Source organism: Microbacterium sp. SA156 (genome assembly GCF_049065455.1).
GTDB lineage: Bacteria > Actinomycetota > Actinomycetes > Actinomycetales > Microbacteriaceae > Microbacterium > Microbacterium barkeri.
In genome coordinates, this window is sequence record NZ_JBAKGU010000001.1 from 63,762 (window position 1) to 89,660 (window position 25,899).

The 25,899-nt window shown below is 71.6% G+C and carries 20 protein-coding genes; 9 read left to right on the forward strand and 11 right to left on the reverse strand.

Going from position 1 to position 25,899, the window contains the following annotated elements; translation table 11 throughout:
• Window positions 1-20: 20 nt before the first annotated feature.
• On the forward strand, window positions 21-1,691 hold the full coding sequence (locus ACOWU6_RS00280) for a glycosyltransferase (RefSeq protein WP_421074319.1): 1,671 nt from the start codon (window positions 21-23) through the stop codon (window positions 1,689-1,691).
• Here the strand turns inward: ACOWU6_RS00280 and ACOWU6_RS00285 are convergent.
• From ACOWU6_RS00285 to rfbA, 5 genes are read right to left on the reverse strand one after another with little or no spacing between them, the layout of a single operon-like run.
• Window positions 1,654-2,739, reverse strand: a complete 1,086-nt coding sequence (locus tag ACOWU6_RS00285; RefSeq protein ID WP_421074320.1) for a glycosyltransferase — start codon at window positions 2,737-2,739, stop codon at window positions 1,654-1,656. The two genes, ACOWU6_RS00280 and ACOWU6_RS00285, sit on opposite strands and share 38 nt — an antisense overlap.
• The gene (locus ACOWU6_RS00290) at window positions 2,736-4,775 is read right to left on the reverse strand and encodes an acyltransferase family protein (protein ID WP_421074321.1); all 2,040 of its coding nucleotides are present in this window, start codon (window positions 4,773-4,775) and stop codon (window positions 2,736-2,738) included. Before ACOWU6_RS00290 ends, ACOWU6_RS00285 begins: the two co-directional genes overlap by 4 nt.
• A complete protein-coding gene (locus tag ACOWU6_RS00295; protein WP_421074322.1) occupies window positions 4,772-6,184 on the reverse strand; it encodes a sugar nucleotide-binding protein in 1,413 nt (470 codons plus the stop codon). Before ACOWU6_RS00295 ends, ACOWU6_RS00290 begins: the two co-directional genes overlap by 4 nt.
• Window positions 6,185-6,190: 6 nt before the next feature.
• Entirely contained in the window at window positions 6,191-7,189 is a 999-nt protein-coding gene (gene rfbB / locus ACOWU6_RS00300; protein WP_421074543.1) for a dTDP-glucose 4,6-dehydratase, read from the reverse strand.
• Between the two features lie 5 nt (window positions 7,190-7,194).
• Entirely contained in the window at window positions 7,195-8,064 is an 870-nt protein-coding gene (gene rfbA, locus ACOWU6_RS00305; protein WP_421074323.1) for a glucose-1-phosphate thymidylyltransferase RfbA, read from the reverse strand.
• A 161-nt stretch (window positions 8,065-8,225) separates the two neighbouring features.
• On the opposite strand from rfbA, the gene ACOWU6_RS00310 reads away from it, so the two are divergent.
• Together ACOWU6_RS00310 and ACOWU6_RS00315 are read left to right on the forward strand one after the other, a co-directional pair.
• Window positions 8,226-9,563 (forward strand): MFS transporter, encoded by a 1,338-nt coding sequence (locus ACOWU6_RS00310; RefSeq protein ID WP_421074324.1) that lies wholly within the window; start codon window positions 8,226-8,228, stop codon window positions 9,561-9,563.
• Between the two features lie 75 nt (window positions 9,564-9,638).
• On the forward strand, window positions 9,639-11,831 hold the full coding sequence (locus tag ACOWU6_RS00315) for a hypothetical protein (RefSeq protein WP_421074325.1): 2,193 nt from the start codon (window positions 9,639-9,641) through the stop codon (window positions 11,829-11,831).
• Here ACOWU6_RS00315 and ACOWU6_RS00320 read toward each other — a convergent pair.
• From ACOWU6_RS00320 to ACOWU6_RS00330, 3 genes are read right to left on the reverse strand one after another with little or no spacing between them, the layout of a single operon-like run.
• Window positions 11,786-12,742: a glycosyltransferase family 2 protein gene (locus tag ACOWU6_RS00320; RefSeq protein WP_421074326.1), complete on the reverse strand. Its 957-nt coding sequence runs from the start codon at window positions 12,740-12,742 to the stop codon at window positions 11,786-11,788. The genes ACOWU6_RS00315 and ACOWU6_RS00320 overlap by 46 nt on opposite strands.
• Window positions 12,739-13,569: a glycosyltransferase family 2 protein gene (locus ACOWU6_RS00325; protein ID WP_271172848.1), complete on the reverse strand. Its 831-nt coding sequence runs from the start codon at window positions 13,567-13,569 to the stop codon at window positions 12,739-12,741. The genes ACOWU6_RS00320 and ACOWU6_RS00325 overlap by 4 nt, the downstream gene beginning before the upstream one ends.
• Window positions 13,566-14,051, reverse strand: a complete 486-nt coding sequence (locus tag ACOWU6_RS00330) for a GtrA family protein (RefSeq protein WP_421074327.1) — start codon at window positions 14,049-14,051, stop codon at window positions 13,566-13,568. Before ACOWU6_RS00330 ends, ACOWU6_RS00325 begins: the two co-directional genes overlap by 4 nt.
• Before the next feature lie 96 nt (window positions 14,052-14,147).
• On the opposite strand from ACOWU6_RS00330, the gene glf reads away from it, so the two are divergent.
• Window positions 14,148-15,287 carry a UDP-galactopyranose mutase gene (gene glf, locus ACOWU6_RS00335; protein WP_324014260.1) on the forward strand — a complete coding sequence of 380 codons (1,140 nt, stop codon included), beginning with the start codon at window positions 14,148-14,150 and terminating at the stop codon, window positions 15,285-15,287.
• Between the two features lie 28 nt (window positions 15,288-15,315).
• Window positions 15,316-17,367, forward strand: coding sequence for a DUF6541 family protein (locus tag ACOWU6_RS00340; protein ID WP_421074328.1), 2,052 nt, complete (start codon window positions 15,316-15,318; stop codon window positions 17,365-17,367).
• A gap of 201 nt (window positions 17,368-17,568) precedes the next feature.
• On the opposite strand, the gene ACOWU6_RS00345 is transcribed toward ACOWU6_RS00340, so the two are convergent.
• Window positions 17,569-18,030 (reverse strand): GtrA family protein, encoded by a 462-nt coding sequence (locus tag ACOWU6_RS00345; protein WP_421074329.1) that lies wholly within the window; start codon window positions 18,028-18,030, stop codon window positions 17,569-17,571.
• 133 nt (window positions 18,031-18,163) lie between these two features.
• Here ACOWU6_RS00345 and ACOWU6_RS00350 point away from each other — a divergent pair, with 133 nt between their 5' ends.
• From ACOWU6_RS00350 to ACOWU6_RS00365, 4 genes are read left to right on the forward strand one after another with little or no spacing between them, the layout of a single operon-like run.
• Window positions 18,164-19,141, forward strand: coding sequence for a glycosyltransferase (locus tag ACOWU6_RS00350; RefSeq protein WP_271172843.1), 978 nt, complete (start codon window positions 18,164-18,166; stop codon window positions 19,139-19,141).
• Entirely contained in the window at window positions 19,138-19,935 is a 798-nt protein-coding gene (locus ACOWU6_RS00355) for an ABC transporter permease (protein WP_271172842.1), read from the forward strand. Before ACOWU6_RS00350 ends, ACOWU6_RS00355 begins: the two co-directional genes overlap by 4 nt.
• Window positions 19,935-20,681: an ABC transporter ATP-binding protein gene (locus ACOWU6_RS00360; RefSeq protein WP_271172841.1), complete on the forward strand. Its 747-nt coding sequence runs from the start codon at window positions 19,935-19,937 to the stop codon at window positions 20,679-20,681. The genes ACOWU6_RS00355 and ACOWU6_RS00360 overlap by 1 nt, the downstream gene beginning before the upstream one ends.
• Before the next feature lie 27 nt (window positions 20,682-20,708).
• Entirely contained in the window at window positions 20,709-22,118 is a 1,410-nt protein-coding gene (locus tag ACOWU6_RS00365) for a glycosyltransferase 61 family protein (RefSeq protein ID WP_421074330.1), read from the forward strand.
• A gap of 4 nt (window positions 22,119-22,122) precedes the next feature.
• Here the strand turns inward: ACOWU6_RS00365 and ACOWU6_RS00370 are convergent, their stop codons facing one another.
• Together ACOWU6_RS00370 and ACOWU6_RS00375 are read right to left on the reverse strand one after the other, a co-directional pair.
• Complete coding sequence (locus ACOWU6_RS00370) at window positions 22,123-24,159, reverse strand: acyltransferase family protein (protein ID WP_421074331.1); 2,037 nt, start codon at window positions 24,157-24,159, stop codon at window positions 22,123-22,125.
• An 8-nt stretch (window positions 24,160-24,167) separates the two neighbouring features.
• Window positions 24,168-25,814 carry a glycosyltransferase gene (locus ACOWU6_RS00375; protein ID WP_271172838.1) on the reverse strand — a complete coding sequence of 549 codons (1,647 nt, stop codon included), beginning with the start codon at window positions 25,812-25,814 and terminating at the stop codon, window positions 24,168-24,170.
• Window positions 25,815-25,899: the final 85 nt, after the last annotated feature.

The following is a 25,899-nucleotide window of genomic DNA, read 5'->3' on the forward strand; positions in this document are numbered from 1 at the left end:
CGCGCGGATAGGATCGGGTGGTGACTGAGCGCCCGGTCCTGTCCGTCGTGATCCCCACGCACGATGTCGCCCCGTGGATCCGCGAGACGCTCGAGACGGTCCTCGCCCAGCGCGTCGCGGGCATGGAGGTCCTCGTCGTCGACGACGCCTCGACGGATGGCACGGCCGACCTCGTCGCGGAGGTCGCGGAGCGCGACAGTCGGGTGCGGCTCATCCCCTCGGCCGGTCGGGGCGGCGGCACGGCGCGCAACACGGGGATGGATGCGGCCCGAGGGCGGTTCCTCGTCTTCTGCGACGGCGACGACCTCGTGCCCGACGGCGCCTATGTCGCCCTCGTCGACAGCCTCGCCCGCAGCGGCTCGGATATCGCGTTCGGCGACTACCTCAAGTTCCGTCCCGCCGACACGTGGCGGCCGACCGACGTGATGCCGGCGTTCGACCGTCCCGCGCGCGGCACGGCCCTGCGCGACGAGCCCACGCTGCTCTTCAGCCGCCCCTGCTGGAACAAGGCGTTCGCGCTCGACTGGCTGCGCAGCACGGGCATCCGCTTCCCCGACGTCCCGCGGTCCAACGACATCGTGCCGATGGTCAGCGCCTACCTGCGCGCGCGCCGGGTCGACGTCGTCTCCGACGTCGTCTATCTCTACCGCGAGCGGCCGGGCGGCAGCTCGATGTCGGCGCGCGCCGACTCGGCGGCGTCGCTGCTCAGCTATCTGGACCAGGAGCTCACCTGCGCGCGCCTTGTCGCCGACGCGGGCGACGAGCGGCTCTCGACGGTGTACGCGGATCTCGTGCGCGAGCGGGACGGGTTCGTGCACGTCGCGCGCTGGGCGGCGCGCGACGCCGCAGACGGAGCGGACGATGAGCGTGTGCGCGACGCGCTGCGGGAGCTTCTCGAGGCGACGCCGCCGTTCGCCGGCGACCCGCTCCGCGCGCTCGTGCTGCGGATGGCCGCGGCAGGCAGGCGCGCCGCCATCCGTCCGCTCGCGCGATGGATGACGGGGCTCGGCCCGCAGCCCGTCGCGGACTGGCACGCGGCACTGGACGCCCTGGACGCCGTCGCGGCGCTGTCTCCCGAGGAGCGCGAGGCGCTCATCACGCCGCTCACCTCGTCGCTGCGGTCGGATGACGAGGACGTCGATGCCTGGCACCGGCTCGTCGAGGCCGTGCGCCGCGTGCTCGGCGAGCGCGCCCTCATGCTCGTCCCCGAGGCGCGCGTCGCCGAGCGCGACCTCGGGCGGGCGCTCGCGGCACGTCGTGAGCTCGACGGACGGGTCACGCACGTCGCGCGCATCGGAGGATCGCTCGTCGTGGAGGGACGCAGCGCCCGCGGACAGGACGCGTGCGTCCCCGTGCTCCACGACGGGGAGTTCGCGGGCCGCCCGCCTGTCCCCGCCGCGGAGACGACGTGGCGCGCGGACGTCCGCGGCGGGTGGCGATGGCGCGCGGTGTTCCCGGCGGGCGCGCTGCCGCTGCACCGACCCCTCACCCCGGCGCTTCTCGTCGCCCGGGAGGGCGTCGCGGTGGCCGTCGACGGGGAGGGGGAGCTGCCCGTGTACGACCCGCGGGATCCGTTCCTCTACGCGCGCGTCGACGGCGTGACCGTCGTGCGGCGCCGGCGGCACTGGGCGCCGCGGGCGGTCCGGCGAGCGCTTATCGTGGCGCGAGAGCGGGCGAGGGCGCTGCGCTGAGCTCGTCGAGCAGCCGGCGGTAGGCGCTCGCCGTGCGCCACGGCGAGATCCCGGCCGTGAAGCGCGCGAAGTCGCGCTCGCCGACGCCCGCGAACAGCTCGCGGTCGCGGAGCAGCTCGGCGATGGATGCCGCCGGCCGCGCGGTGTCGAAGAACGCCACCCAGCGCTCGTCCCCGAACTGCTCGCGCAGGTGCGGCTCATCCGGCAGCACGGCCGGCACCCGGAAGGTGGCGGCGAGGTGCACGCTGCCCGAGTTGAGGATCGCGCGGTACGGGAACACCGCGACGTCGGCCGCGCGGAACCAGCGCGCGAGATCCCCGTCGGGCACGAAGGAGAACTGCGTGTGCGCGCGGAGCCCGTCGGGAAGGAGCGCGGCGACCTCCTCCTCCGACTGCTCCTTGACGACGCCGGCGAGGAGGAGGACGATGTCGTCGCCCGCGGCGGTCGCGGCCTCGACGAGCGCGTCGACGCCCTTGTAGGGCCGGATCTGCCCGAGGAAGAGCACCGCGCGATCGCGCTCCGCGAGGTCGAACGACGCCCGTGCGGCGGTGCGGCCGACGCCCGCGTCGTAGATCCCCTCGTAGCTGGGATGAGGGATGACGCGGATCCGGGCCGGATCGAGCGCGACGACGTCGGCGACGACCGCTGCCGTGTCGGGCGCCATCACGTGCACGACGTCGGCGAGGTCGGCGAGGCCCCGGTAGAGGGCGATCTCTGCCTCCCGGAAGCGCAGCTCGTGGGGCAGTCGGTTGTGCAGCGTCCAGATGATCCGCACACCACGGCGGCGGGCGTCGCGGAGCGCCGCGAGGAGGCGGCGCAGACGGTCGCGGGCGTCGGCCTCGTCGGCGGCCTCCTGCACGAGCGGGGTCGTCCAGTGCACGTGCACGACGCCGCCCCGGGGCAGGGCCGGCAGGGCGTGCAGCAGCTCGGCATGCGTCGTCGCGCCCCGGAAGCGGTAGCCGGCCGCACGCGCCGCCAGCTCGAGGAGGTTGAGGTAGGGGTTCTCCGGCCACGTGGGGAACACGAGCACGGTTCCGGCGTTCTTCATCGACTCCTCCTCGGGGTGGGCGACGGCTCGACGCCGATCGCCGCGCTCACACGCTCGGCGAGATAGCCGCCGAGTGTCGTGCTGAACGACCCCGTGATGTGGTGGAGGTCGCGGTACACGAGCACGCCTCCCAGCATCATGGGGCACGCGTCGGCCGTGCAGTACGCGTCGGACAGATCCACGAGCGGCGCGTCGAGAGACGCCGCGGTCGCGCGGAGCGGATCGCTCTCGAGCGCCGCGTCGGCGCGCGGGATCGCGCAGGTCGCCTCGGTCAGCACATCCGCGGTGGCCACGCAGTCCTGGGCGGCTGCGGGCACACGCGGGTTGTCGGCGAGCACGACCACGCGCGTCCCCGCCTCCTGCGCCGACCGCCACGCCTCGGCGTAGCGGTCGGCGACCGCGGCCTGCGCGGCCGCGTCGCGCTCGGCGGAGTTGACCGCGGTGACGAGCAGCACGTCGTACGCCCCGTCGGCGAGACGGCTCTCGAGCCGTGCGTTCCGCTCGGCGCACGCGGCGCTCGCGGGCTCCTGCCAGACGCAGCCCCGCCCCACGAACGTCTCGACGCGCCATCCGCGCTCGTCGGCGACCTCCCGCAGGGCGGGGATGAGCATCGCGGCATGCGAGTCCCCGTGCAGCGCCACCCGGACCGCGCCGGGCGCCTCGGAGCCGAACGTGCACGACACCGGCTCCCCGCCTGCGCCGGGATCGAAGTCGTAGCAGTCGAAGGCGCCCGCCGTGTCGTCGCGGAGGCCAGCCAGGGCGGGCACGACATCCGCGATCGGATGCCGTTCGTCCGCGCGGCCGGCGCAGCCCGGCTCGAGGAGGGCTGCCGCACCGCGGCACTGGGCGGGATCTCGCAGGCTCGCCTCGGCCTGTGCGCGCTGCTCGGCTGCCGCGGTCGCTCCGTGCCACATCGGCAGGGCGGCGACGGCCACGACCACCGCCATCCCGACTGCGGTGAGGGCGAGGATCCGGGAGGGCCGGGCCGTGCGGGGGCGCGCGCCGAAGCGGATCGGATCCTCCACGAGCCGCTTCGACGCCGCGGCGAGCACGAAGGTCGTCGCGAGCAGCAGCAGGTTCTCAGGGAGGTCGGGCGCACGGCCGAGCACGTGCGGCGCGATCACCACGAGGGGCCAATGCCAGAGATACACGCCGTACGACTGATCGCCCACCCACTGCACGGGGCGCCATGCGACGAGCCGCTCGAACGCGTGCGAGGGCGCGGTCGGCCCGATCGCGATGAGGAGCGCGGTCGCCGCGGTCGGCACGAGCGCCCAGGGGCCGGGGAAAGCCGTCGCGGCGTCGAACACGAGCATCGCCATCACCAGCGCGGCGACCGCGGCGACCCAGATGGCCAGGCGGACGGATGCCCTCAGCGCGAGCGGGGGCAGGAGCGCGACGATCGCGCCGAGCGCGAACTCCCACAGGCGACTCGCGGTCGAGAAGTAGCCGTACGGATAGCTCGCGCCCGTGAGCCACACGCTCACCGCGAAGCCGACGACCGCGACCGCCACGACGCCGGCGACGAGCACCCGTCGCCCCCGCAGGCGGCGCGCGGTGGCGGCGAGGACGAGCAGGGGCCACAGGAGGTAGAACTGCTCCTCGACGGCGAGCGACCAGTAGTGCTGGGCGATCGGCGGAGCCGCGTCGTGCGCGAGGTAGTCGACCCCGTCGGCCGCGAGCTGCCAGTTCACGACATACAGCGCGCTCGCGACGATCGAGCGCAGGTCGTGGGCCTGCTGGGGCGCGGGCGTCCACACGACCACGAGCACGACGCTCGCGAGCAGCACGAGCAGGCTCGCGGGCAGCAGGCGGCGGGCGCGGGTGGCCCAGAACGCTCCCAGTCTCAGCGTTCCGCGCTCGCGTGCGCGGACGAGCTGGCCCGTGATGAGGAAGCCGGAGATGACGAAGAAGACGTCGACGCCCGCGTAGCCGCCCGGCAGGGCTCGCGGCCAGATGTGGAACAGGACGACGCCGAGCACCGCGAGGGCGCGGAGGGCCTGGATGTCGGCGCGCGCGGGGGTGCGCGTGGTCACTGCGGGGTGAGGTAGGCGGCGAGGCGGTCGGTGTGGTCGGCGGGGGTGTAGCCGGTGGCGGTGATCTTGGCGAGGTCGAGGACGCTGTTGCGGGGGCGGGGGGCGATGGGGCCGGTCGCGGTGGCGTAGTAGGCGTCGGTGGTGACGGGGGTGATGCGGGCGGGGTCGTGGCCGGTGAGGGCGAAGACGCTCTGGGCGATCTGGGCCCAGGTGGCGGGCTGTCCGCTGCCGGTGAGGTTGTAGGTGCCGTAGGGGGCGCGGGTGGTGAGGAGGTGGTGGATGCCGGCGGCGAGGTCGTCGGTGAAGGTGAGGCGTCCGGTCTGGTCGGCGACGACGGAGGGGTCGATGCCGCGTTCGGCGAGGGAGGCCATGGTGGTGACGAAGTTGCGGCCGTCGCCGATGACCCAGCTGGTGCGGATGAGGTAGTGGCGGGGGACGGTCTGCACGATCGCGTCGCCGGCGGCCTTGGTCTGCCCGTAGACGCCGAGGGGCGAGAGGGGGGCGTCTTCGGGGTAGGGGGCGTCGGATGTGCCGTCGAAGACGTAGTCGCTGGAGATGTGGACGAGGGTGCAGCGGTGCTCGGTCGCGATGCGGGCGAGCGCGGCGACGCCGGTGGCGTTCGCGGCCCAGGCCTGGGTGCGGCCCTCGGGGGTCTCGGCGTGGTCGACGGCGGTGTGGGCGGCGGCGTTGACGATGACGTCGTAGTCGCGCCAGGGTCGTGCGGTGTCGAGGTCGGGGGAGGCGAGGTCGAGGTCGGCGCGGGTGGCGTACTCGATGTCGGGGCGGTCGCCGAGGAGGGCGCGCAGGGCGCGGCCGAGCTGGCCGTTCGCGCCGAGCACGAGGGTCTTGCGCGGCGGGATCGGCACGACGTCGGCCAGGCGCGGGTGGGTGCGGTCCTTGTCGCTGATCTCGACGTCGGAGAGCGGGATGGGCCAGTCGATCGCGACGGTCTCGTCGGCGAGATTGAGGAAGGAGTAGGCCGCGTCGGGGGACCAGTGGTCGTTGACGAGGTAGACGTAGGCGGTGTCGGGCTCGAGGGTCTGGTAGCTGTTGCCGACACCGCGGGGCACGAAGATCGCCTTCGACGGGTCGAGCTCGGCGGTGAACACGGCCCCGAAGGTGGGGCCCTCGCGCAGGTCGACCCAGGCGCCGAAGATGCGCCCGGTCGCGACGGAGACGTACTTGTCCCACGGTTCGGCGTGGATGCCGCGGGTGGTGCCGGGCTTGTCGTTGAAGGAGATGTTGTTCTGCACGGGCCCGAAGTCGGGCAGCCCGAGCGCGGTCATCTTCTCCCGCTGCCAGTTCTCCTTGAACCAGCCGCGGGCGTCGCCGTGGACGGGCAGGTCGAGCACGACGAGCCCCGGGATCGGGGTGTCGGTGACGGCGAGGGTCTTGCCGAACGTCGTCACTGCGGGTCACTGTCCTTTCGAGGCGTAGAAGGCTTCGACGTGGTCTTTGGCGGGTGCCCACCAGGTCTCGTTCTCGCGGTACCAGTCGATGGTCGCGGCGAGTCCGGCTTCGAAGTCCTGGTAGCGGGGGGTCCAGCCGAGTTCGGTGCGGAGCTTGGTGGAGTCGATCGCGTAGCGCAGGTCGTGGCCGGGGCGGTCGGCGACGTGGTCGTAGGCGTCTCGGGGTTGGCCCATGAGGGCGAGGATGAGCTCGACGACGTCCTTGTTGTTCTTCTCGCCGTCGGCGCCGATGAGGTAGGTCTGCCCGATCTGGCCGTGCTCGAGGATGGTGAGCACGGCGGAGGAGTGGTCGTCGGCGTGGATCCAGTCGCGCACGTTCTGCCCGGCGCCGTAGAGCTTGGGGCGGATGCCGCGGATGATGTTCGTGATCTGGCGGGGGATGAACTTCTCCACGTGCTGGTAGGGGCCGTAGTTGTTGGAGCAGTTCGAGATGGTCGCGGCGATCCCGAACGAGCGCACCCACGCGCGCACGAGCAGGTCGGAGCCGGCCTTCGTCGAGGAGTACGGGGAGGAGGGGTTGTAGGGGGTGGTCTCGGTGAACCGGGCCGGGTCGTCGAGCTCGAGGTCGCCGTAGACCTCGTCGGTGGAGATGTGGTGGAAGCGGGTGCCGTGGCGGCGGGCGGCTTCCAGCAGCGTGTAGGTGCCGACGATGTTGGTGTCCAGGAACGGGCGGGGGTCGTTGAGGGAGTTGTCGTTGTGGGACTCCGCGGCGTAGTGCACGACCGCGTCGGCGCGGGCGAACAGGGAGTCGACGAGGTCCGCGTCGGCGATGTCGCCCACGACGAGCTCGACGCGGTCCTCGGGCAGCCCGGCCAGGGAGGCGGGGTTGCCGGCGTAGGTGAGCTTGTCCAGCACGATCACCCGGTGGTCGGTGTGCGCGATGACGTGGTGGACGAAGTTCGATCCGATGAAACCGGCCCCGCCGGTGACGACAAGAGTGCCCACGATGCTCACTTACCCCGTTCCAGGACCTCGAGGAGGTACGCCCCGTACCCCGACTTCACCAGCTTCTGCGCCCGCTGACGCAGGTCGTCGTCGGACAGGAACCCCTGCCGCCACCCGATCTCCTCCGGAGACCCGATCTTCAACCCCGTGCGCCGCTCGATCGTGCGCACGTAGTCTCCCGCGTCGGCCATCTGATCGAACGTGCCCGTGTCCAGCCACGCCGTCCCGCGCGGCAGCACCTCCACCCGCAGCTTCCCCCGTCGCAGGTACGCGGCGTTCACGTCCGTGATCTCCAGCTCCCCCCGCGGGGAGGGCCGAAGCCCGCGGGCGATGTCGACGACGTCGTTGTCGTAGAAGTACAGGCCGGGGATGGCGTAGTTCGACTTCGGGTGCGCCGGCTTCTCCTCCAGCGACACCGCCCGCCCCGACCCGTCGAACTCGACCACCCCGTACGCCGACGGCTCCGCGACCCAGTACGCGAACACCGCCGCCCCGTCCACATCCGCGAACCGCTTCAGCTGCGTGCCCAGCCCCGGCCCGTACAGCAGGTTGTCACCCAGCACGAGGGCGACCTTGTCATCGCCGATGAAATCCGCCCCGATCGTGAACGCCTGCGCCAGCCCATCCGGCGACGGCTGCACCGCGAACGAGATCGACACCCCGAACTGCGACCCATCGCCCAGCAGACGCTCGAACGAGGCCGCATCATGCGGCGTCGTGATCACCAGGATCTCCCGGATCCCCGCCAGCATCAGCGTCGACAGCGGGTAGTACACCATCGGCTTGTCATACACCGGCACCAGCTGCTTCGACGTGCCCAACGTCACCGGATGCAGACGCGTCCCCGACCCACCCGCCAGAATGATGCCCTTCACACAGCCCATCGTGACACAGGAGACCCCGTGACCCCTGGCGGACGCCGTCGCCCGCACCGCCCGCCGACGCCCGAGTTGTCGCGATTGAAACGTTCCATTACGATGGAAAACGCTTACCCACGTTCGGGTCGGCGAGTCAGTGCGGACAGGAGAGTGACGGCATGAGCGCAGCGAAGCAGGCCGAAGCCGACAGCGGGATCGTTCGGGAGCCGAAGAAGGCGGCCCTCAGCGCATGGGTGGGCAGCGCCCTCGAGTACTACGACTTCGCGCTGTACTCGCAGGCCGCGGCGCTCGTCTTCCCGGTCGTGTTCTTCCCGACCGGCGACCCGACGGTGGGCATCATCTCGTCCCTCGCGACCTACGCGGTCGGCTACGTCGCGCGCCCTGTCGGCGCCGTGCTGCTGGGCGCCTGGGGCGACCGGCGCGGGCGCAAGAACGTCCTCATCCTCGCGATGCTGCTCATGGGCTTCTCGACCCTGCTCGTCGGCCTCCTCCCGACGTACGCGCAGGTGGGCGTCCTCGCGCCGATCCTCCTCGTCATCCTGCGCCTCGTGCAGGGATTCGCCGTCGCGGGAGAGCTGGGCGGCGCCGGGGCGATGGTCGTCGAGCACTCGCCCGACGCGCGACGGGGCTTCTTCACGAGCTTCACGCTGCAGGGCACCCAGATCGGCTCCATCCTCGCCACCGGTGTGATGCTCCCGCTCGCGGCCGTGCTCAGCGAGGAGGACTTCGCCGCGTGGGGATGGCGCATCCCGTTCCTCCTCAGCGCCGTCGTCATCATCGCGGGATACCTCATCCGCCGCGGCGTGCACGAGACGCCCGTCTTCTCCGCGGAGAGCGCCGTCGAGGTCCGTCGCCGGTTCCCCGTCGTGGAGCTCCTGCGCTCGTACCCGTGGGTCATGATCCGCTGCATCCTCATGACGTTCACGAACGTGATCGGGATGGCCACGCTCGTCTTCGGCGTGTCGTATGCGACGCAGGAGGGGTACGGGATCGGGTTCTCGACGAGCGACTTCCTCTGGGTCACGCTCGTGGCCAATCTCACCGCGGCCCTCACCATCCCGATCTTCGGCGGCCTGTCCGACCGGTTCGGACGCCGTGGCTTCATGGTCGCGGGCGGGCTCGGCGGAGGCCTCCTCACGGTCGCGTACCTGTGGGCCGTGGAGCAGCGCAGCCTCGTGCTCGTGTTCGTCTTCGTCGTCATCGTGCAGAGCATCTTCTTCCAGATGTGGAACGCGACCTTCGCGACCTTCTTCCAGGAGCAGTTCCCCGCGCGCATCCGCGTGACCGGCTTCGCCGTGTCGCAGAACATCGGGCTCATGCTGGCGGCGTTCTTCCCGTCGCTGTTCACGGCGATCGCCCCTCCTGGGACGGAGAACGTGCCGCTCACGATCGGCGCCGTGACGTTCGCCATCTGCGCGGTGTCGGCGCTCGCGACGCTCCTCACCCGCGAGACCCGCGGCCGCACGCTCGAGGAGCTCGAGGGCCCGGCGCGCTGATCGCGGGGTCCGCCCGGCTGCTCGCACTACCATCGAGTCTGGCCCGCCGCGCGGCGGGCGAGCAGCGGAGGACAGATGACGGCGGACGGCACGAATCGGGCACGGCGGCGCGCGCAGCGGGTGGGCTGGCCCCTTCTCACCGTCCTGGCGACCCTCGCTCTCGCGGCCGCACGGCTCCTCGTGACCCCGCGGTTCTACTTCTCCGACGACACCGAGCGCGGCTCGGCGGGGCAGTGGTGGCAGCTCGGCGACCAGCTCCTGCAGGGGCGCCTGCCGATGCTCGATCCCTCGGCCTGGCAGGCCGGCAACTACTGGGCCGAAGGCCAGTGGGGCCTCCTCAACCCCATGACGTGGCTCATCGCCGTCACGGCGCGGCTCAGCGAGAGTCCGGTCGCGCACGCGACCGGCGTGAAGCTCGCGTTCCTCGTCGTGCTCGCTCTGGGCGTGTACCTGCTCGCGCGCCAGTTCGGCGCGCACCGTCCGTGGGCGGCGCTCGCGGGCGTGCTCGTGCCGTCGTCCGGCTTCGTCGTCTACATGGACGCCGCATCCTGGTCGACCGACCTCATCAACGTCGCGCTGTTCCCGTGGGTGTGGTGGGCGCTGCGGCGCACGGTCGAGCACCGCCGCTCGCCGCTGCCGTACCTCGTCGCGAGCTACCTGCTCATCACGGTCGGCTACGTGTTCGGCGTCATGATGCTCGTCGTCGTGCTCGTCGAGTCGCTCGTGCGCCATGCGGTGCGCCGCGACGGCCCCCGGGTGCTGCGGACCCTGCTCGCCTCGGCGTGGGGCGCGCTGCTCACGATCGTCGTGTACCTGCCCGCTGTCCTCACCGCGCCCGTGACGGAGCGCGGGAACGCGCCGTTCGAGAACCTCGGGTTCCTCAACGCCGATCTCACGGACCTCGCGTCGGCGGGGAATCCCTGGGTGAGCGCGACCATCCGCTCCTGGTTCGGCGACATCACGCCCGGTCCGCTCGTCTACATCGCGTGGGTGCTCCTGCTCTTCCCGCTCGCGCTGCCGCTCGCGCGCTCGGCCGTGCAGCGGGCCATCCCGCTCTTCGTGCTCGGCGGCCTCGTGCTCGCGCTCGTGCTGGGGCCGAGCCACATGGGGCCGATCCGTTGGCCGCTGCGCCTCATCCCGTATCTCGCGATCGTGCTCATCGTGCTCTTCGCGGTGGGGATCTCGCGCCGCTTCCCCGCGGGGGCGACGCGCCGCGCCTTCTGGCTCTCGGCGCTCGTCATCGCCGTGACCTCGGTCCTGACCTGGGGAAACGGGCCGTACGCGTGGAAGGCCATCGGAGCCGCCGCGCTCGTCTCCCTCGCGGCGCTCGTCGCGCTGCGATGGGTCGCGCGCTCGCCCCGCGTGCGACGGCGCACGACCGTCGCGGTGGTCGGGGCGATGATCGTGACGGCCGTCTTCGCCGCGGGGCAGATGCGCTTCCTGCCCGAGTCGCCGCTGCCGAGCCGCAGCGCGCCCGACAGCGCGACGGCCCTGCAGGCCGTCCTCCCGGACGCGCACGGCGACGCGATCGTCGTCGGCGACGCGGAGGACGGATGGCAGGACCGCGACAGCTGGTCGGAGCGGCTGCTCGCCAACCTCTGGTACTTCAGCCCGACGGAGGTGAGCAGCCTCTACACCGTCCTGCCGTTCGAGACGTTCGGCGACGACCTCTGCATCGACCTGCGCGGGCAGACCTGCGAGGACGCCCTCGAGACGCTGTGGTCGGTCGACGAGGAGACGGGCCTGCGCGTGGCCGACCTCATGAGCGTGAGCACGATCGTCGCGATGAAGGAAACGTACCCCGAGCAGCCGGAGGCGCCCGAGGGATGGACGCTCGCGGCCGACGGCGAGTACACCTGGCTCTTCGAGCGCGATGAGGCGCTGCCGAGCGCGGGCGGCGTCGTGTGGACGGCTCCCGACACGCGCGTCACGGTGACCGCGCAGGACGACACGTCGGTGTCCTTCGAGGTCGACGAGGCCGGCGAGGACGGGCGCGTGGTGCTGAGCCGTCTGCCGTACCCGGGCTACGCCGTCACGGGCGCGGCGGAGGCAGAGCCGCTGCGGGGCTGGCTTCTCACGGTCGACGCGACGGACGTGGCGCCCGGCGAGACGGTGACCGTGTCGTTCCGCCCGCCCGCGTGGCCGCTGCTCATGGGCGCCTATGGCCTCGCGATGGCGATCGGCCTCGGCTGGCTCATCGGGCGCAGGGTGGCGCGCCTCCGTCAGCGCGCGGGCGGGGGCCCGGCCTCGGCGACCGCGAAGGCGTAGAGCGGGCGGCCCTGCACCTCGACGTAGATGCGGCCGAGGTAGCTGCCGAGCACCCCCAGCATGAGCATCTGCACGCCGCCGAGGAGGAACATCCCGGCCGCGAGGTAGGTCCAGCCCTCGATGACCGACTCCGGGTTCACGAGACGCGCGATGACGAGGTAGATCGTCCACAGGAGCGCGAGGACGGCCATCGCGCCGCCCACGCGGCTGATGAGCTTGAGGGGCGCGGTCGAGAAGCCGAAGATGCCGTCGCCCGCGAGCTTGAGCATCTTCCGGAGGGGATAGCCGGTCTCGCCCGCGTGCCGCGCGTCGCGGTCGAAGAGGACGGCCTCCTGGCGGAACCCGATCGACGCGACGAGCCCCCGGATGAACCGGTTGCGCTCGGGGTGCTTGCGCAGCTCCTCGACGACCCGGCGGTCCATGAGGCGGAAGTCCCCCGTGTCGCGGGGGATGTCCACGCTCGAGAGCTTGCTCAGCAGCCAGTAGAAGCCGTGCGCCGTCGTGCGCTTGAAGAGGCCGTCGTCGCGCGTGCGCCGCTGCGCGTAGGCGACGTCGACGCCGTGCTCCCACCGCTCGATGAGCTCGAGGCTGACCTCGGGAGGGTCCTGCAGGTCGCTGTCCATGACGATCACGGCGTCGGCGTCGGCGACGTCGAGGCCCGCCGTCACGGCGATCTGGTGGCCGTAGTTGCGCGCGAGCGCGTACACGGAGACGCGAGGGTCCTGCGCGCGCAGTCCGCGCAGCAGCTCGAGCGACCGGTCGCGGCTGCCGTCGTCGACGAAGACGAACTCGACGTCGTAGCGGTCGCCGAGCGGCGCCGTGGCCGAGACGAGGCGCTCGTACAGGAGGGGGATGTTCCCCTCCTCGTTGTAGATCGGCAGCACGTAGGCGATGCGCCGGCGCAGGGTCATCCCATCCTCCTCTTGAGGACACGGTACGAGATGCGCCGGGCCTGGGCCATGAGACCGGCGCGGATGTCGCCCATGCGCCGATCCGCCTCGGTCACGATCTCGGGGTGCTCGGCGCGCAGCCATGCGTGGAAGGCGCGCGCTTCCGCGGTCTGCTCGTCGACGAGCGCGACCGACCACTGCGTGTCGCTCATCCGGAACGTCGCGCCCACCTCGGTGTCGGGCGTGAACCCGCCGCCGACGAGCACGCGGGCGTAGCTTGCGAGGTCGATCAGATAGGAGAAGCGGCCGTGCCATCCGCCGGCCGCCGCGAACGCCTCCCGGCGCATCATGACGGAGGCGGGCTCGCCGAGGAGGTTGCGGCCTGCGCGCACGGTGCGGCGGAGCGCCTCGCCGCCCGACATGGGCCGGCCGAGCCCCGTGAGGCCCCATCCGGCCATGAGGACCTTGCCCTCGGCATCGATGATGTCGCGCTTGCAGGCGGTGAGGACGGCGCCCGACCGCTCGAGCAGCCGCGCCTGGCGTGCGAGCACGCCGGGCCGCAGGACGTCGTCGCCGCACACGAGCTTGAGGTAGGCGCCCGTCGCGGCGTCCGTCACGCGGTTCCAGTTGCGCGCGGCGCCGCCGCCGGCCTCGGTGCGCAGCAGGGTCACGCGCGGGTCGGCGGCGAAGCCCTGCATGACGTCCCACGTGTCGTCCGACGATGCGTGATCGGCGACGACGAGCTCGAGCCCGTCGACCTGCTGGTCGAGCACGGATCGCATCGTCTCGCCGAGCGTGCGGCCGTTGTTGTACGCGGGGATGACCACGCTGATGCGCGGAGCGGTCACGCGTCCTCCTTCTTGCGGTGGAACGAGAAGCGGCTGTGGCCGAACCAGCTGGCGAACGCGATCACGACCGTGAACAGGAGCTGCGCGACGATCTCATGCCAGCCGAGCCAGAGCTTGAGCGGCGGAACGACGACGAAGTTGAGGATGAACGTCCCCAGGTACACGAGCTGGAACCGGACGAAGTCGAGCCACACGTGGCCGCGCACCCGGAAGACGAGCTTCCGGTAGAAGACGAACGCGCTGAGCGTGCTCATGATCTGCGCGCACAGGATGACCGCGAAGACGGTCCAGGCGGCGCCCGGCCATCCGGCCTCGAACAGACGCGAGAAGAGCACGAACCACGCGAAGCCGATCGCGGTGTTGACGGCCCCGACGAACAGGAAGGCGACGCGACGGTCGCGGAAGAGGCGCAGCAGCGGGCCATCCGGCCCGCTCATCCCGGCGATGGCCTCGGTCTCGGCGGGGGATTCTTCGTTGCTCATGTGCGGCATCAGGATACGCGAGGGGCATGCACATAGACTCGGGGAGGCCGCGACAGCGTGCCAGGGCCCTTCCCCTTGAGAGAAAGAGCACCACGGATGGATCTCCTCGTCGTCGGCTCCGGTTTCTTCGGACTCACCATCGCGGAGCGCGCGGCAGCAGCCGGGCGCAAGGTCACGGTCATCGACCGCCGCCACCACATCGGCGGGAACGCGTACAGCGAGAACGAGGCCACGACGGGCATCGAGGTGCACCGCTACGGGGCGCACCTCTTCCACACCTCGAACGAGAAGGTGTGGGAGTACGTCAACCGCTTCACGACGTTCACGAACTACGTGCACCGTGTGTACACGAACCACAACGGCGTCGTGTACCCGCTGCCGGTGAACCTCGGCACCATCAACCAGTTCTTCCAGGCCGCGTACTCGCCCGACGAGGCGCGCGCCCTCGTGAAGGAGCAGGCGGGCGAGTTCGACGTCAAGACGGCCCGCAACTTCGAGGAGAAGGGCATCGCCCTCGTCGGCCGCCCGCTGTTCGAGGCGTTCTTCCGCGACTACACCGCGAAGCAGTGGCAGACCGACCCGCAGAAGCTGTCGGGCGACATCATCAGCCGCCTGCCCGTGCGCTACAACTACGACAACCGCTACTTCAACGACACGCACGAGGGCCTGCCGACCGACGGCTACACCGCGTGGCTCGAGCGGATGGCCGACCACCCGAACATCGAGGTCAAGCTGAACGTCGACTTCTTCGACGAGTCGCAGCCGCTCAACAAGAAGGCGCTCGTCGGCCAGGTGCCGATCGTCTACACGGGCCCGGTCGACCGCTACTTCGACGACGTCGAGGGCGCGCTGAGCTGGCGCACGCTCGACTTCGAGGAGGAGGTCCTCGACATCGGAGACTTCCAGGGGACGAGCGTCATGAACTACCCGGATGCCGACGTGCCCTTCACGCGCATCCACGAGTTCAAGCACTTCCACCCCGAGCGCGCCGACGTGTACCCGACCGACAAGACGGTCATCATGCGCGAGTACTCGCGCTTCGCCGAGCGCGCCGACGAGCCGTACTACCCGGTCAACACCGATGAGGACCGCGCGCGTCTGCTCGCCTACCGCGAGCTCGCGAAGGGCGAGAAGGACGTGTTCTTCGGCGGCCGTCTCGGCACGTACCAGTACCTCGACATGCACATGGCCATCGGGTCGGCGCTGTCGATGTGGCAGAACCAGCTGAACGGCTGACCCGCGCCCGCCTGACGGCAGGAGTCCGATGAGCTGGGTCGTCGTCGCGCCGGCCCTCGTGTCGGCGCTCCTCGCCGTGCTCGCACCCGGGCTCATCGCGACCGCGCCCCTGCGCATGGGCGCGGTCGCGCGCGTCGCGGTGGCGTCGCTCGCGAGCGTGTGCTGCACGGGCGTCGCGGCGGCGGTGTTCGGCGCGCTCGGGGCGCCGTTCCATGTCGTGCAGGTGCTCGCCGTCGCGCTCGTCGGGCTCGCGGCATCCCTCCTCGTCCGGCGCGCGCATCCCGACCTCGTCGTGACGGGCGCGGCCATCCCGCCGCGCGCGCTCGCCGCGGTGTGGGCCCTCGCCGCCGCGATCGTCGGCGTCGTCGCGTTCGCGGGAGTGCCGGACCCGTCTCGGATCTCGCAGACCTACGACAACGTCTTCCACCTCTCGGCCGTGTCGGCCATCCTGGACGGGTTCTCCGCCTCGCCCCTCACGCTGCGCTCGCTCATCGAGACGGGCGCGACGGGGATCGCGTACTACCCGTCGGCGTGGCACGCGCTCGTCGTGATGACGGTGCAGGGGAGCGGCGTGCCGGTTCCCGTCGCGTTCAACGCCGCATGGCTCGCCGTGCAGGCGCTCGTCTGGCTGCCCGGGGTCGCCTGGCTCGCCCAGGTCGCGCTCCCAGGGCGCTCCACGGGAACCGTCGCCCTCGTCGCGCTCCCGCTCGGCGCCGCCTTCGGCGCGTTCCCCTACGCGCTGCTCTCGTGGGGCACGATCTACCCCACGGGCCTCGCGCACGCGCTGCTCCCCGCGGCGGTCGCGCTGTCGGTCCTCGCCGTCCGGGGTGTCGCGCTCGCGCGACCCGGGAACCGCGGACGCGCCGTCGTGCTCGCGGCGCTGTCGGGCTGCCTGTCCGTCGGGGCGCTCGCCGTGGCTCATCCGCGGGTCCTCCCGACGTGGGCGCTCATCGGCATCCCGTTCGTCGCGTGGGTTCTCGGCGGCGCGTTCGCGCGCGCCCGTCGACGCGGCGGGCGCGAGCGCCGCCGCGCGGTCATCGTGCTCGTCGCGGGCGTCGTCGGCGGCGTCGCGCTGTCGGCGGCGGCGCTCGCGATCGCCGTCCTGCGGTTCGGGCTCCTCGACGAGCCGATCGAGAGCCGTCTCTCCGGCCCGCAGGCGCAGGCGGTGCAGGGCATCTGGGAGGGCGTCGTGCAGGTTCTCACGCTGCAGGCGATGACGGGGGAGGGCGGCGCAGTGACGACGGTCGCGCCCTTCCTCGCGTTCCTCGTCATCGTCGGCGCCGGGGTCGCGCTCCGCACCAGGCGCACGCGGTGGCTCGTCGTCGCCTTCGTGCTCGTCGCTGCCCTGTTCGTTCTCGCCGCCGGTTCGGACGGCGTCATCGCGAAGCTCGCGACGGGGGTCTGGTACAAGGACCGCTTCCGCCTCGCGGCCGCGCTGCCCGTCGTCGCCGTCCCTCTCGCGACGCTCGGCGCGCTCGCGCTCGCGCGACGTGCCCTCCCGGCCGAGCGCGCCATCCGGTCGGGCGGATCCCGTCGAGCGCTCCCGCGTCTCGCCGCGCCGCTCGCGCTGGCCGTCGCCGTGGTGTCGGCTGCGGGGCTCGCCCTCACCGGAACGACGTCGGCGATCGCGGCCGTGTTCGCGATGCCCGACGAGCGGGCGCAGTGGGAGGTCGTGTCGCAGAAGCAGATCGACTTCATGGACCACGAGGTGGCCGAGGAGGTGCCCGCGAGCGAGCGTGTGCTCGGCGACCCGTGGGACGGCTCGGCGCTGACCCAGCTGTACGCCGGACGCGAGCCGGTCTTCCCGCACGTCAACGGCCAGTGGGATCCGCTGCGTCAGACGCTCGCGTGGGGCCTCATGGACATCGACAGCGACCCGGCGGTGTGCCGCGCGCTCGATGCCCTCCGCGTGCGGCACGTGCTCTACAACCCGCACGAGTTCGGGGGAGGAGACCCGGCGGGCAACCACTTCCCCGGACCGCACGCCGCGGTGGAGGCGGGACTCTTCACGGAGGTCGCGACGGACGGCGAGTCGACGCTCTACCGCATCGACCGCTGCGGCCCGCTGCCGGCGGAGTAGCTGCGGGGCAGGTCAGCCGCGTCCCCCGGCGCCGCTATGCTCACACGCTCCTGCATGTCTCACTCGCGGCGCGTTTCCGCCCCGGATTCCCTCGTCGAGTGAGACACGTGAGGGTCGGCGTGTCTCGTTCGCGGCGGGATTGGGCGGTGGATTCCGGCGGGGAGTGAGACATGCGACCCCCTGGCGCGCGATCGTGACCCGCTACGGGCGCGGGGCGGGGGAGGGCTCCTCGTGCGGGAACACGAACCGGTCGTACGTGAGGAAGCGGAACGCGGTCGCGAGGGTCTGCCCGATCAGGGTTCCCGAGATGTTGTCGGCGACGACGTCGTCGAGACCCAGCACGTAGCGCGAGAACGCGAGGCAGCCGAGTTGGAGGCCGATCGCGATGAGGTTGCACAGCACGAAGATCGCGTAGCGCGAGAAGCGGTGCGGCAGATGCCGGTCGGAGAAGGTCCAGTACCGGTTCCCGACGTACGTCACGAGGGACGCCACGACGATCGAGATGATCTTGGCGGCCAGCGGCTGTCCGTGCATCGGCCCGTCGCCGGTCACCCAGAACACGAGCAGGTTGTAGACGCCCGCATCGACGAGGAACGCGAGACCGCCGATGACGAGGAAGGCCCCCGCCTGCTTGGCCTTCCGGGTCGCCGCGTTCGCGTGCATCGTGCTCCTCGTGAGGGCGGCGTGTGCCGAGGGGTTTCGGCAGAGCCGCGTGTTAGCCTGAACCGGCTCCGACGGCGGCCGTCTCGGCGCCATGCGGTCCATCGAAGATCCTACGTCGCCGAAAGTGCTCTCCATGACGTCGTCCCCTGTCATCGCCGCGATCGTCCCCTGCTACAACGAGGAGCTCGCGGTCGGGAAGGTCGTCCGCGATCTCCGCGCCGCCGTCCCGGGCATGACGGTCTACGTCTACGACAACAACAGCTCCGACCGGACGGCCGAGGTCGCGCGCGAGGCCGGCGCGATCGTGCGCCGCGAGGAGCGCAAGGGCAAGGGCAACGTCGTGCGCCGCGCCTTCGCCGACGTCGACGCCGACATCTACGTCATGATCGACGGCGACGACACGTACGACGCCGCCGCGCTGCCCGAGATGATCCGCACGCTGCAGGAGGGGCCGTACGACCACGTCCTCGGCGTACGCGACCAGAAGACCGAGACCGCGTACCGTCCCGGGCACGAGCTCGGCAACCGCGGCTTCAACTGGCTCGTCGGCGGCATCTTCGGCTCCGAGGTCAGCGACATGCTCTCGGGCTACCGGGTCATGTCGCGGCGCTTCGTGAAGAGCTTCCCCGCGGCGTCGCGCGAGTTCGAGATCGAGACCGAGCTGACGGTGCACGTCATGAGCATCCGCGTCCCGCAGACCGAGGTGCACGTCGGCTTCCGCGACCGGCCGGCCGGCAGCGAGAGCAAGCTCCGCACGTACCACGACGGATTCCGCATCCTCTCGCTCATCGTGCAGCTCATCCGCTACGAGCGGCCGCTCCTCTTCTACGGCCTTCTGGGTGCGGTCGCGATGCTCGTCGGCGTCGTCCTGGGCATCCCGCTCGTCGTGGAGTTCGCCCAGACCGGACTCGTGCCCCGCTTCCCGACCGCGGTCCTCGCTGTCGGCTTCGGCCTCGCCGGCGCCCTCGCCTGGACCGTGGGCTTCGTGCTCGACGGCGTGCTCAGGGCACGGCGCGAGCAGAGCCGCCTCATCTACCTGCAGTACAGCGCGCCCGCCGCGGCCGACACGTCGGGATCCGAGCCCCCGCTGCTCAGGGGCACCGCGTCGTGAGCTCGGGCGTCGTCGGTGCGCCGGGCACGCCGCGGCGCTACCTCCACTCGCTGTGGCTGCTCTCGGCGCGCGACCTCAAGGTGCGCTACGCGACGAGCTGGCTCGGCTACCTGTGGTCGATCCTCGATCCGCTCGTGATGAGCCTCATCTACTGGTTCGTCTTCACGCAGGTCTTCCATCGAGGCGGCCGGGTCGGCGAGGAGCCGTACATCGTGTTCCTCATGACCGCGCTGCTGCCGTGGGTCTGGTTCAACGCGGCCGTCACCGACTTCACGCGCGCCTTCAACAAGGACGCCAAGCTCGTCCGCTCGACCTCCATCCCCCGCTCGATCTGGATCAACCGCATCGTGCTGAGCAAGGGCGTCGAGTTCCTGTGCTCGCTCCCGGTCCTCGTGCTGTTCGCGGTCGCCGCGGGCGCGACGGTCGGATGGCAGCTGCTGCTCTTCCCGGTCGGGGTGCTCCTGCAGACGGTGCTGCTCGTGGGGCTCGGGCTCCTCGTCGCGCCGCTGTGCGTCCTCTTCTCCGACCTCGAGCGCACCACCCGCCTGATCCTCCGTGTGCTCTTCTACGCGTCGCCGATCATCTACGGGATCGGCGACCTGCCCGGTGCCGTGAGCGACCTCGGCGCGCTCAATCCGCTCGCGGGCATCTTCACGCTGTACCGCGTGGGCTTCTTCCCCGGCCAGTGGGACACCTTCGCGGTCGTCGCGGGAGCGCTCATGAGCCTGCTGTTCCTCGGCGTCGGCATCCTCACCTTCCGCCGCCTCGAGCGTCCGCTGCTGAAGGAGCTGTGATGAAGCGCGACGACGCCTACGCGATCGAGGTCGACGGTCTCGGCGTGCGGTTCCGGCGGAACCGGCGCGGGCGGCGCAGCATCAAGTCGATGTTCGCGAGCGCCTCGCGGCGCGCGCCCAAGGACGAGTTCTGGGCCCTGCGGGACGTCTCCTTCCGCGTGCGCCCCGGCGAGTCCATCGGCGTCGTCGGCCGCAACGGCCAGGGCAAGTCCACGCTCCTCAAGCTCGTCGCGGGGGTCCTGCTGCCCGACGAGGGATCGGTCGTCGTGCGCGGCGGGGTCGCCCCGCTCATCGAGATCACGGGAGGCTTCGTCGGCGACCTCACGGTGCGCGAGAACGTCCGCCTCACGGCGGGACTCCACGGCATGAGCCGTGCCCACATCGCGGCCCGATACGACGACATCATCGCCTTCGCGGAGCTCGAGGACTTCCAGGACACCCCCTACAAGCACCTCTCGAACGGCATGAAGGTGCGCCTCGCGTTCTCCGTCGTGTCGCAGCTCGACGAGCCCATCCTGCTCGTGGACGAGGTGCTCGCGGTCGGCGACAAGGCCTTCCGCGCCAAGTGCTACGCCCGCATCGACGAGCTGCTCGCGTCGGGGCGCACCCTGTTCTTCGTGAGCCACAGCGAACGCGACCTGCGGCGCTTCTGCACGCGCGGCCTCTACATCCGCGATCACGCGCTCGTCATGGACGCGCCGATCGACGACGTCGTCGCCGCGTACAACGCCGACAACCCGGTCTGACCGGGCACCGCCGGTAGGGTGAACGGAATGGAACCGCTCTCCGCCCGCGTCGTCTCCGACGCCGTCGTCTACCCGGTCCTGCGTCGACGCGAACCGGAGTCCGAGCACGACGTCCTCCTCATGGGGGTGTTCGATGCGAACGGCGACTACGTCGAGCGCACGGTGACCGATCGACGGTCGGGCGAGCGCGGAGCGCCGCTCCCGCGTGAAGAGCACGCCCAGACCGTGGACGACGAGCCGATCCAAGCCGTGTATGCCGGGAAGCTCCACATGCACTTCGGGCACTTCATCTTGGAGTCGGCTGCTCGGCTCTGGTGGGCCGCGGCGCACCCTGACGTCGAGATCGTCTGGACCGCGGAGCACGACTGGCAGGACGAGTCCTTCCGCCCCTGGCAGCGCGAGATCCTGGACATCCTGGGCGTCCGCAACCCGATCCGCTTCATCACCCGCCCGACGCGGTTCCGCACGCTCCACGTGCCCGACATCGGCTACCGCTACGACGACTGGATCCACCCGGATCACGCGCGTTTCCTCGCGCAGCACCGCGGCCCATCCGCCCAGCCGGGCCGCCGCCTGTGGCTCTCGCGCGGCGCGATCGACTCGGGCATCCGCGACCTCGGGTCCGACGCGGCCGAGCGGCATCTGCGGGCGGCGGGATGGACGGTCGTGAATCCCGAGCGGATGTCGGTGCGCGAGCAGCTCGACCAGATCTCGCGCGCCGAGGTGATCGGGGGAGAGGAGGGATCCGCGTTCCACGCGATCCTCCTGCTCGCGGATGTCGGCGCGCGGCGCTTCGAGGTCGTGCGTCGCCGCGGGCCCGAGCACAGGAACTTCCGCACGATCGGCGAGGCGCGCGATGTCGATCAGCGCTTCCACTCGCTCGCGGGCGAGCGGATCCTCCACGCCGAGGGGCGCGACGTCACGAAGCTGTCGCGCAGCGCCGTGGCCCTGCTCGACGCGCTCGAGGTGCCGCGGGCGCTCCCGCTCGCGCCGCGGGCGGGCGACCGGGCGGCCGCCGCGATCGCGCGCGAGCGCAAGGTGCAGCGCCTGCTCGAGGTCGGCGCGCGCACGGCGTTCGCGGCCGCGTCGTCGGGCGCGCGCACGGTGCTCGTCGTCAGCACGCGCCTCGAGGAGGACCCCCGCGCCTATCGGGCGCTCGACGGCCGTGTCGACGAGCTCCCGCTCGCACGCTACCGGGAGCTGTTCGTCGAGACGCCGGGGACCTACGACCTCATCCGCATCGCGGGGGAGACGGCGGAGGAGGTGCTCCGCGACGTCGACGCGTCCGCCGAGTTTGCGACCGCCGACACCGTGTGGGTGCTCGACGACGACGCCGCGGGGCGGGAGGCCGCCGCCGCGCTGCGCGAGCGCGAGGGCACGGTCGTGCGCCACGAGCGCGCCGGCGGCGAGACCGCGTGGACGGTCGCGCGCGGCTGAGGCGTCAGCCGAGCGCGGCCGCGAGCCGCTCGGAGAGATAGGGCCCGAGGGTCGCGGCGTAGGTCGCCGTCAGGTGGTGCCCGTCGCGATAGACGACGACTCCGCCGATGACGACAGGGCACGTGCCGTCGGCGCAGTAGAACTCGGTCAGATCGATGACCGTGGCATTCGGGTCGCGCTCCGCCGCCGCGGCCTGCCCGTCGTCGTGCAGCACGGCGTCGGCGGGCTGCGCGCACCTCTCGTTCGCCGTCTCCGGATCCGCCTCGATGCACTGGATGGTCTCGGCCGGCATGCGGGGATTGTCGCGGATCGCGATCACGGGCACGGTCGGATCCGGACGCGCGCCCCACGCCGACACCATGCCGTCGACCGTGGTCGCATCCGCGTCCCGTCCATCGGACGAGCGCGTCACGACGAACGCATCGATCCCGTCGGTGCTCTCCGCGACGTAGTCCGCGATCTCGCCGCGCCACGCGGTGCAGGCGTCGGTCGACACGGGCGTCGAGCGCTCGACGAGGGCGTCCGTCCAGTAGCAGCCGCCGTGCCCCGCGATGTCGATGCGCCAGTTGCGCTCCTCGGCGATGCGCGCGTAGGCGCCCACGAACACGTTGCTGTGGGAGTCGCCGATCACCATGAGGTGCCGTTCCCAGTCGGCGTCGGGTCCGAGGGAGCAGACGCGCAGCACGGTCTCATCCGGGCCGGACCAGCACGCGTCGCGGTTGGCGTCGTCGCTCGCCGCGTCCATCGGAGCGGGCACGAGCGGGTAGGCGTCGAGCTCGGGATTCTCGCACGGTGCGAGCTCGGGGTCCATCGCCTGCGCGCCGAAGCAGTCGGGCAGGGTCTCGACGAGCGACTCGGTGGCCGCGAGCACGCGCTCCTCCTCCGCGCGGAGGGTCGCCGACGCCGCCACGGGGAACACGAGCACGCAGGCCATGCCGACTGCGGCCCACGCCGCGACCGTGCGGGGCCGGCGACGCGCGAGCAGGCTCGGCGAGAGGCGGACCGGGTTCTCGATGAAGCGCGTCGACGCCCACGCGAGGGTGAAAGCCGCGGCCGCGATCGCGACCTTCTCGACGGTCGTCAGCGGATGCCCCGTGGCGTAGGGGAGCAGCACGATGAGCGGCCAGTGCCAGAGGTACACGGCGTACGACACGGCGCCCGTGAACGCGACGGGGCGCGCGGCCCCGACCTGCGCGAGGAACGAGCCGCCGCCCGCCCACACGACGAGGGCCGTGCCCACGACGGGCAGCAGCGCCGCCGCGCCCGGGAACGGCGTGGCGCCCGACAGCGCGACCGTGCTCACGGCGATCAGCGCGACGCCGGCGACGGCGAGCGCGTTGGACATCGCGCGCCAGGCGATGAGCGGCAGGAAGGCCGCGAGGGCGCCGACGCCGAACTCCCATGCGCGGGTGAGCGTGGAGAAGTAGGCCTCGCTCGCCGACCAGGCGGTGAGCCACAGGCTGTATGCGAACGAGGCGGCGGTCGCCGTGGCGAGCACGCCGACGGCGACCTTCCGCCACGCGACGCGGCGCAGGAGCGCCATGGCGGCGATGAGCAGGAGCGGCAGGGCGACGTAGAACTGCTCCTCGACCGACAGGGTCCAGAAGTGCTGCACGGGGGAGGGCTGGTTGTCGGCCGCGAGGTAGTCGACGCTGTCGAACAGCAGGCGCCAGTTCTGCACGTACAGCGCCGCCGCGCCGACCTCGCCGAGGAACTGGTCCCACAGCGAGCGCGGCACCCACAGCAGGACGCCCACCGCGGTCGCCGCGAGCGTGAGGAGCGACGCGGGGAGAAGGCGCACCGCGCGTCGCGCCCAGAACCGCGCCACCGCGATCCGCCCCGTCTTCTCGCGCTCGCGGACGAGGTGCGAGGTGATGAGGTAGCCGCTGATGACGAAGAAGACGTCGACCCCGACGAAGCCGCCCGTCAGCCGATTCGGCCACAGGTGGTAGAGGAGGACGCTCAGCACCGCGATCGCGCGGAGCGCCTGGATGTCCGGGCGGAAGCCGGACTGATGCGATGCGTCTGTGCGGGACGTCATCCGCTCGATCAGCCTCGGCGCAGACGCCGGATGGCCGCGGCGGGCGCGCCGCCGAGCCGGGCGTTGACGCCGCGGACGACGGGAGCGAGCCGCCCGCCCGATGCGGCGTTGAGCCGCTGGGCGATCTGACGCGCGAGCGACGGCGGCGGCGCGATGCGCGCGCGCAGCGCGGCGACCTCGGCCTCGAGCTCGGCGACCCGCGGGTCGACGCGCGTCACGCGCTCCGAGAGGTCGGCCTCGCGGAGGTCGATGAGCTGCGCCGTGTCGTTCGAGCCCCACTGGAAGCCCCAGACCCGGTCGACGAGGTCCTCGATCGCGTCGCCCTCGCGCAGGTACCGCTTGGCGCGGGCCACGGCGGCCGAGTCCCAGATCGTCACGGAGTCGTCCTTCGTGTGACCGGGCGTGAAGTAGCGCACCGCGCCCAGTCGGTTGCCGTCGATCTGGCGGTACATCTGCATCAGGCTGTCGCTCGTGACGCCCACCGTGATCGGCAGGTCGACGCGGTACGGGGCCGGGAACACCGTCTCGGGCACCTCCTCCGCGAAGATCACGCGGTTGTCGGTGCGCAGCCACTCGCGCACGAGGTAGAGCTCGTTCAGCGGGTCGGCGAGCATCTTCCGTCGGCCCTCGTGGAGCTGCGACCACGGGCCCACGAGCACGACGTGCACGTCGGTGAGGGTGCTGTTGAGGATGCGGTCGACGCAGTTGCGGGCGAGGTACGCGGTCTCGGGGGTCACCTCGACGACGACCTTGACGAGCGGCACCTCCCAGATGCGGTTGTCGGCCTTGCGGCGGTAGCGCGGGATCGGCATGCGCTGGGCGAAGTGCACGTCGTTGTGCCAGGCCACCTTGACCGCGTGGTCCTGCACCGTGCCGCGGCCGAGGTGCCACGTGAGCGCCTCCTCGACGGGGATGAAGACGGCGCCGGCCTGCCAGAGCTGGTAGGCGATCTCGGTGTCCTCGCCCAGGTGGAGGCGGGTGTCCTGCCCGAACGTGCGGTCGTAGACCTCGCGCGTGACCGAGGCGCACGCGCCCATGTGCGTCGAGTAGTTGCGGCCGTGCGACGTGTTGAGGTCGTCCGTGTCGCGGAAGATCTGGATGGACCAGTGCTCGTGGAGCGTCGAGCGGTCGTAGTCGTCGCCGATCGTGCCGTCGAGGACCTTCTCGTACACCGTCTCGGGGGTGTAGTCCCACTCCTCGATGAAGCCCTTGTTGCCGATCGTGGCCGCCTCGGGGATGAAGTGCGCCCACTTCGCGTGCTGGCGCACGTTGTCGCGGAACAGGATCATGTCGGAGTCGACCCAGTAGATGATGTCGCCCGACGTGGCCTTGATGCCGATGTCGGTCGCGTTGGAACGGCCCCAGCCCTCCTCGACGCGGATGAGGCGGATGTTCTTCGGCACGACCTCGCCGAGCTCGACGGGCGGCTCGCTGCCGTCGTCCACGACGACGACCTCGAGCAGGTCCTCGGGGTAGTCCTGCGCGGCGAGCGACGCGAGCGTGAGCGGCAGAGTCTTGCTGTTGTACGACGCGATGACGACGGAGACGGACTTCGTCGGCTCCCAGCCGTCGGGGAGCGTGCCGTCGAAGACGTCGCGCCACTGGTTCTGGTAGACGATCGGGGCGGGCTCGGGGGATGCGGCGGGCCTGGTCACCGCGTCATTCTACGGTGCGCTTTCTCCGAGACCGGTGGACGCGGCCCGCCGGACGCGCTCTCACGGGGACGAAAGGCGCGCACGA

Excerpts from the sequence above, each read along its gene's own strand:
- ACOWU6_RS00365 (WP_421074330.1), top strand. The coding sequence starts at position 20,709 with ATGGAACCGCTCTCCGCCCGCGTCGTCTCCGACGCCGTCGTCTACCCG.
- ACOWU6_RS00310 (WP_421074324.1), top strand. The coding sequence starts at position 8,226 with ATGAGCGCAGCGAAGCAGGCCGAAGCCGACAGCGGGATCGTTCGGGAG.
- ACOWU6_RS00370 (WP_421074331.1), bottom strand. The coding sequence starts at position 24,159 with ATGACGTCCCGCACAGACGCATCGCATCAGTCCGGCTTCCGCCCGGAC.
- ACOWU6_RS00340 (WP_421074328.1), top strand. The coding sequence starts at position 15,316 with ATGAGCTGGGTCGTCGTCGCGCCGGCCCTCGTGTCGGCGCTCCTCGCC.
- glf (WP_324014260.1), top strand. The coding sequence starts at position 14,148 with ATGGATCTCCTCGTCGTCGGCTCCGGTTTCTTCGGACTCACCATCGCG.
- ACOWU6_RS00350 (WP_271172843.1), top strand. The coding sequence starts at position 18,164 with ATGACGTCGTCCCCTGTCATCGCCGCGATCGTCCCCTGCTACAACGAG.
- ACOWU6_RS00360 (WP_271172841.1), top strand. The coding sequence starts at position 19,935 with ATGAAGCGCGACGACGCCTACGCGATCGAGGTCGACGGTCTCGGCGTG.
- ACOWU6_RS00345 (WP_421074329.1), bottom strand. The coding sequence starts at position 18,030 with ATGCACGCGAACGCGGCGACCCGGAAGGCCAAGCAGGCGGGGGCCTTC.
- ACOWU6_RS00330 (WP_421074327.1), bottom strand. The coding sequence starts at position 14,051 with ATGAGCAACGAAGAATCCCCCGCCGAGACCGAGGCCATCGCCGGGATG.
- ACOWU6_RS00320 (WP_421074326.1), bottom strand. The coding sequence starts at position 12,742 with ATGACCCTGCGCCGGCGCATCGCCTACGTGCTGCCGATCTACAACGAG.
- ACOWU6_RS00315 (WP_421074325.1), top strand. The coding sequence starts at position 9,639 with ATGACGGCGGACGGCACGAATCGGGCACGGCGGCGCGCGCAGCGGGTG.
- ACOWU6_RS00285 (WP_421074320.1), bottom strand. The coding sequence starts at position 2,739 with ATGAAGAACGCCGGAACCGTGCTCGTGTTCCCCACGTGGCCGGAGAAC.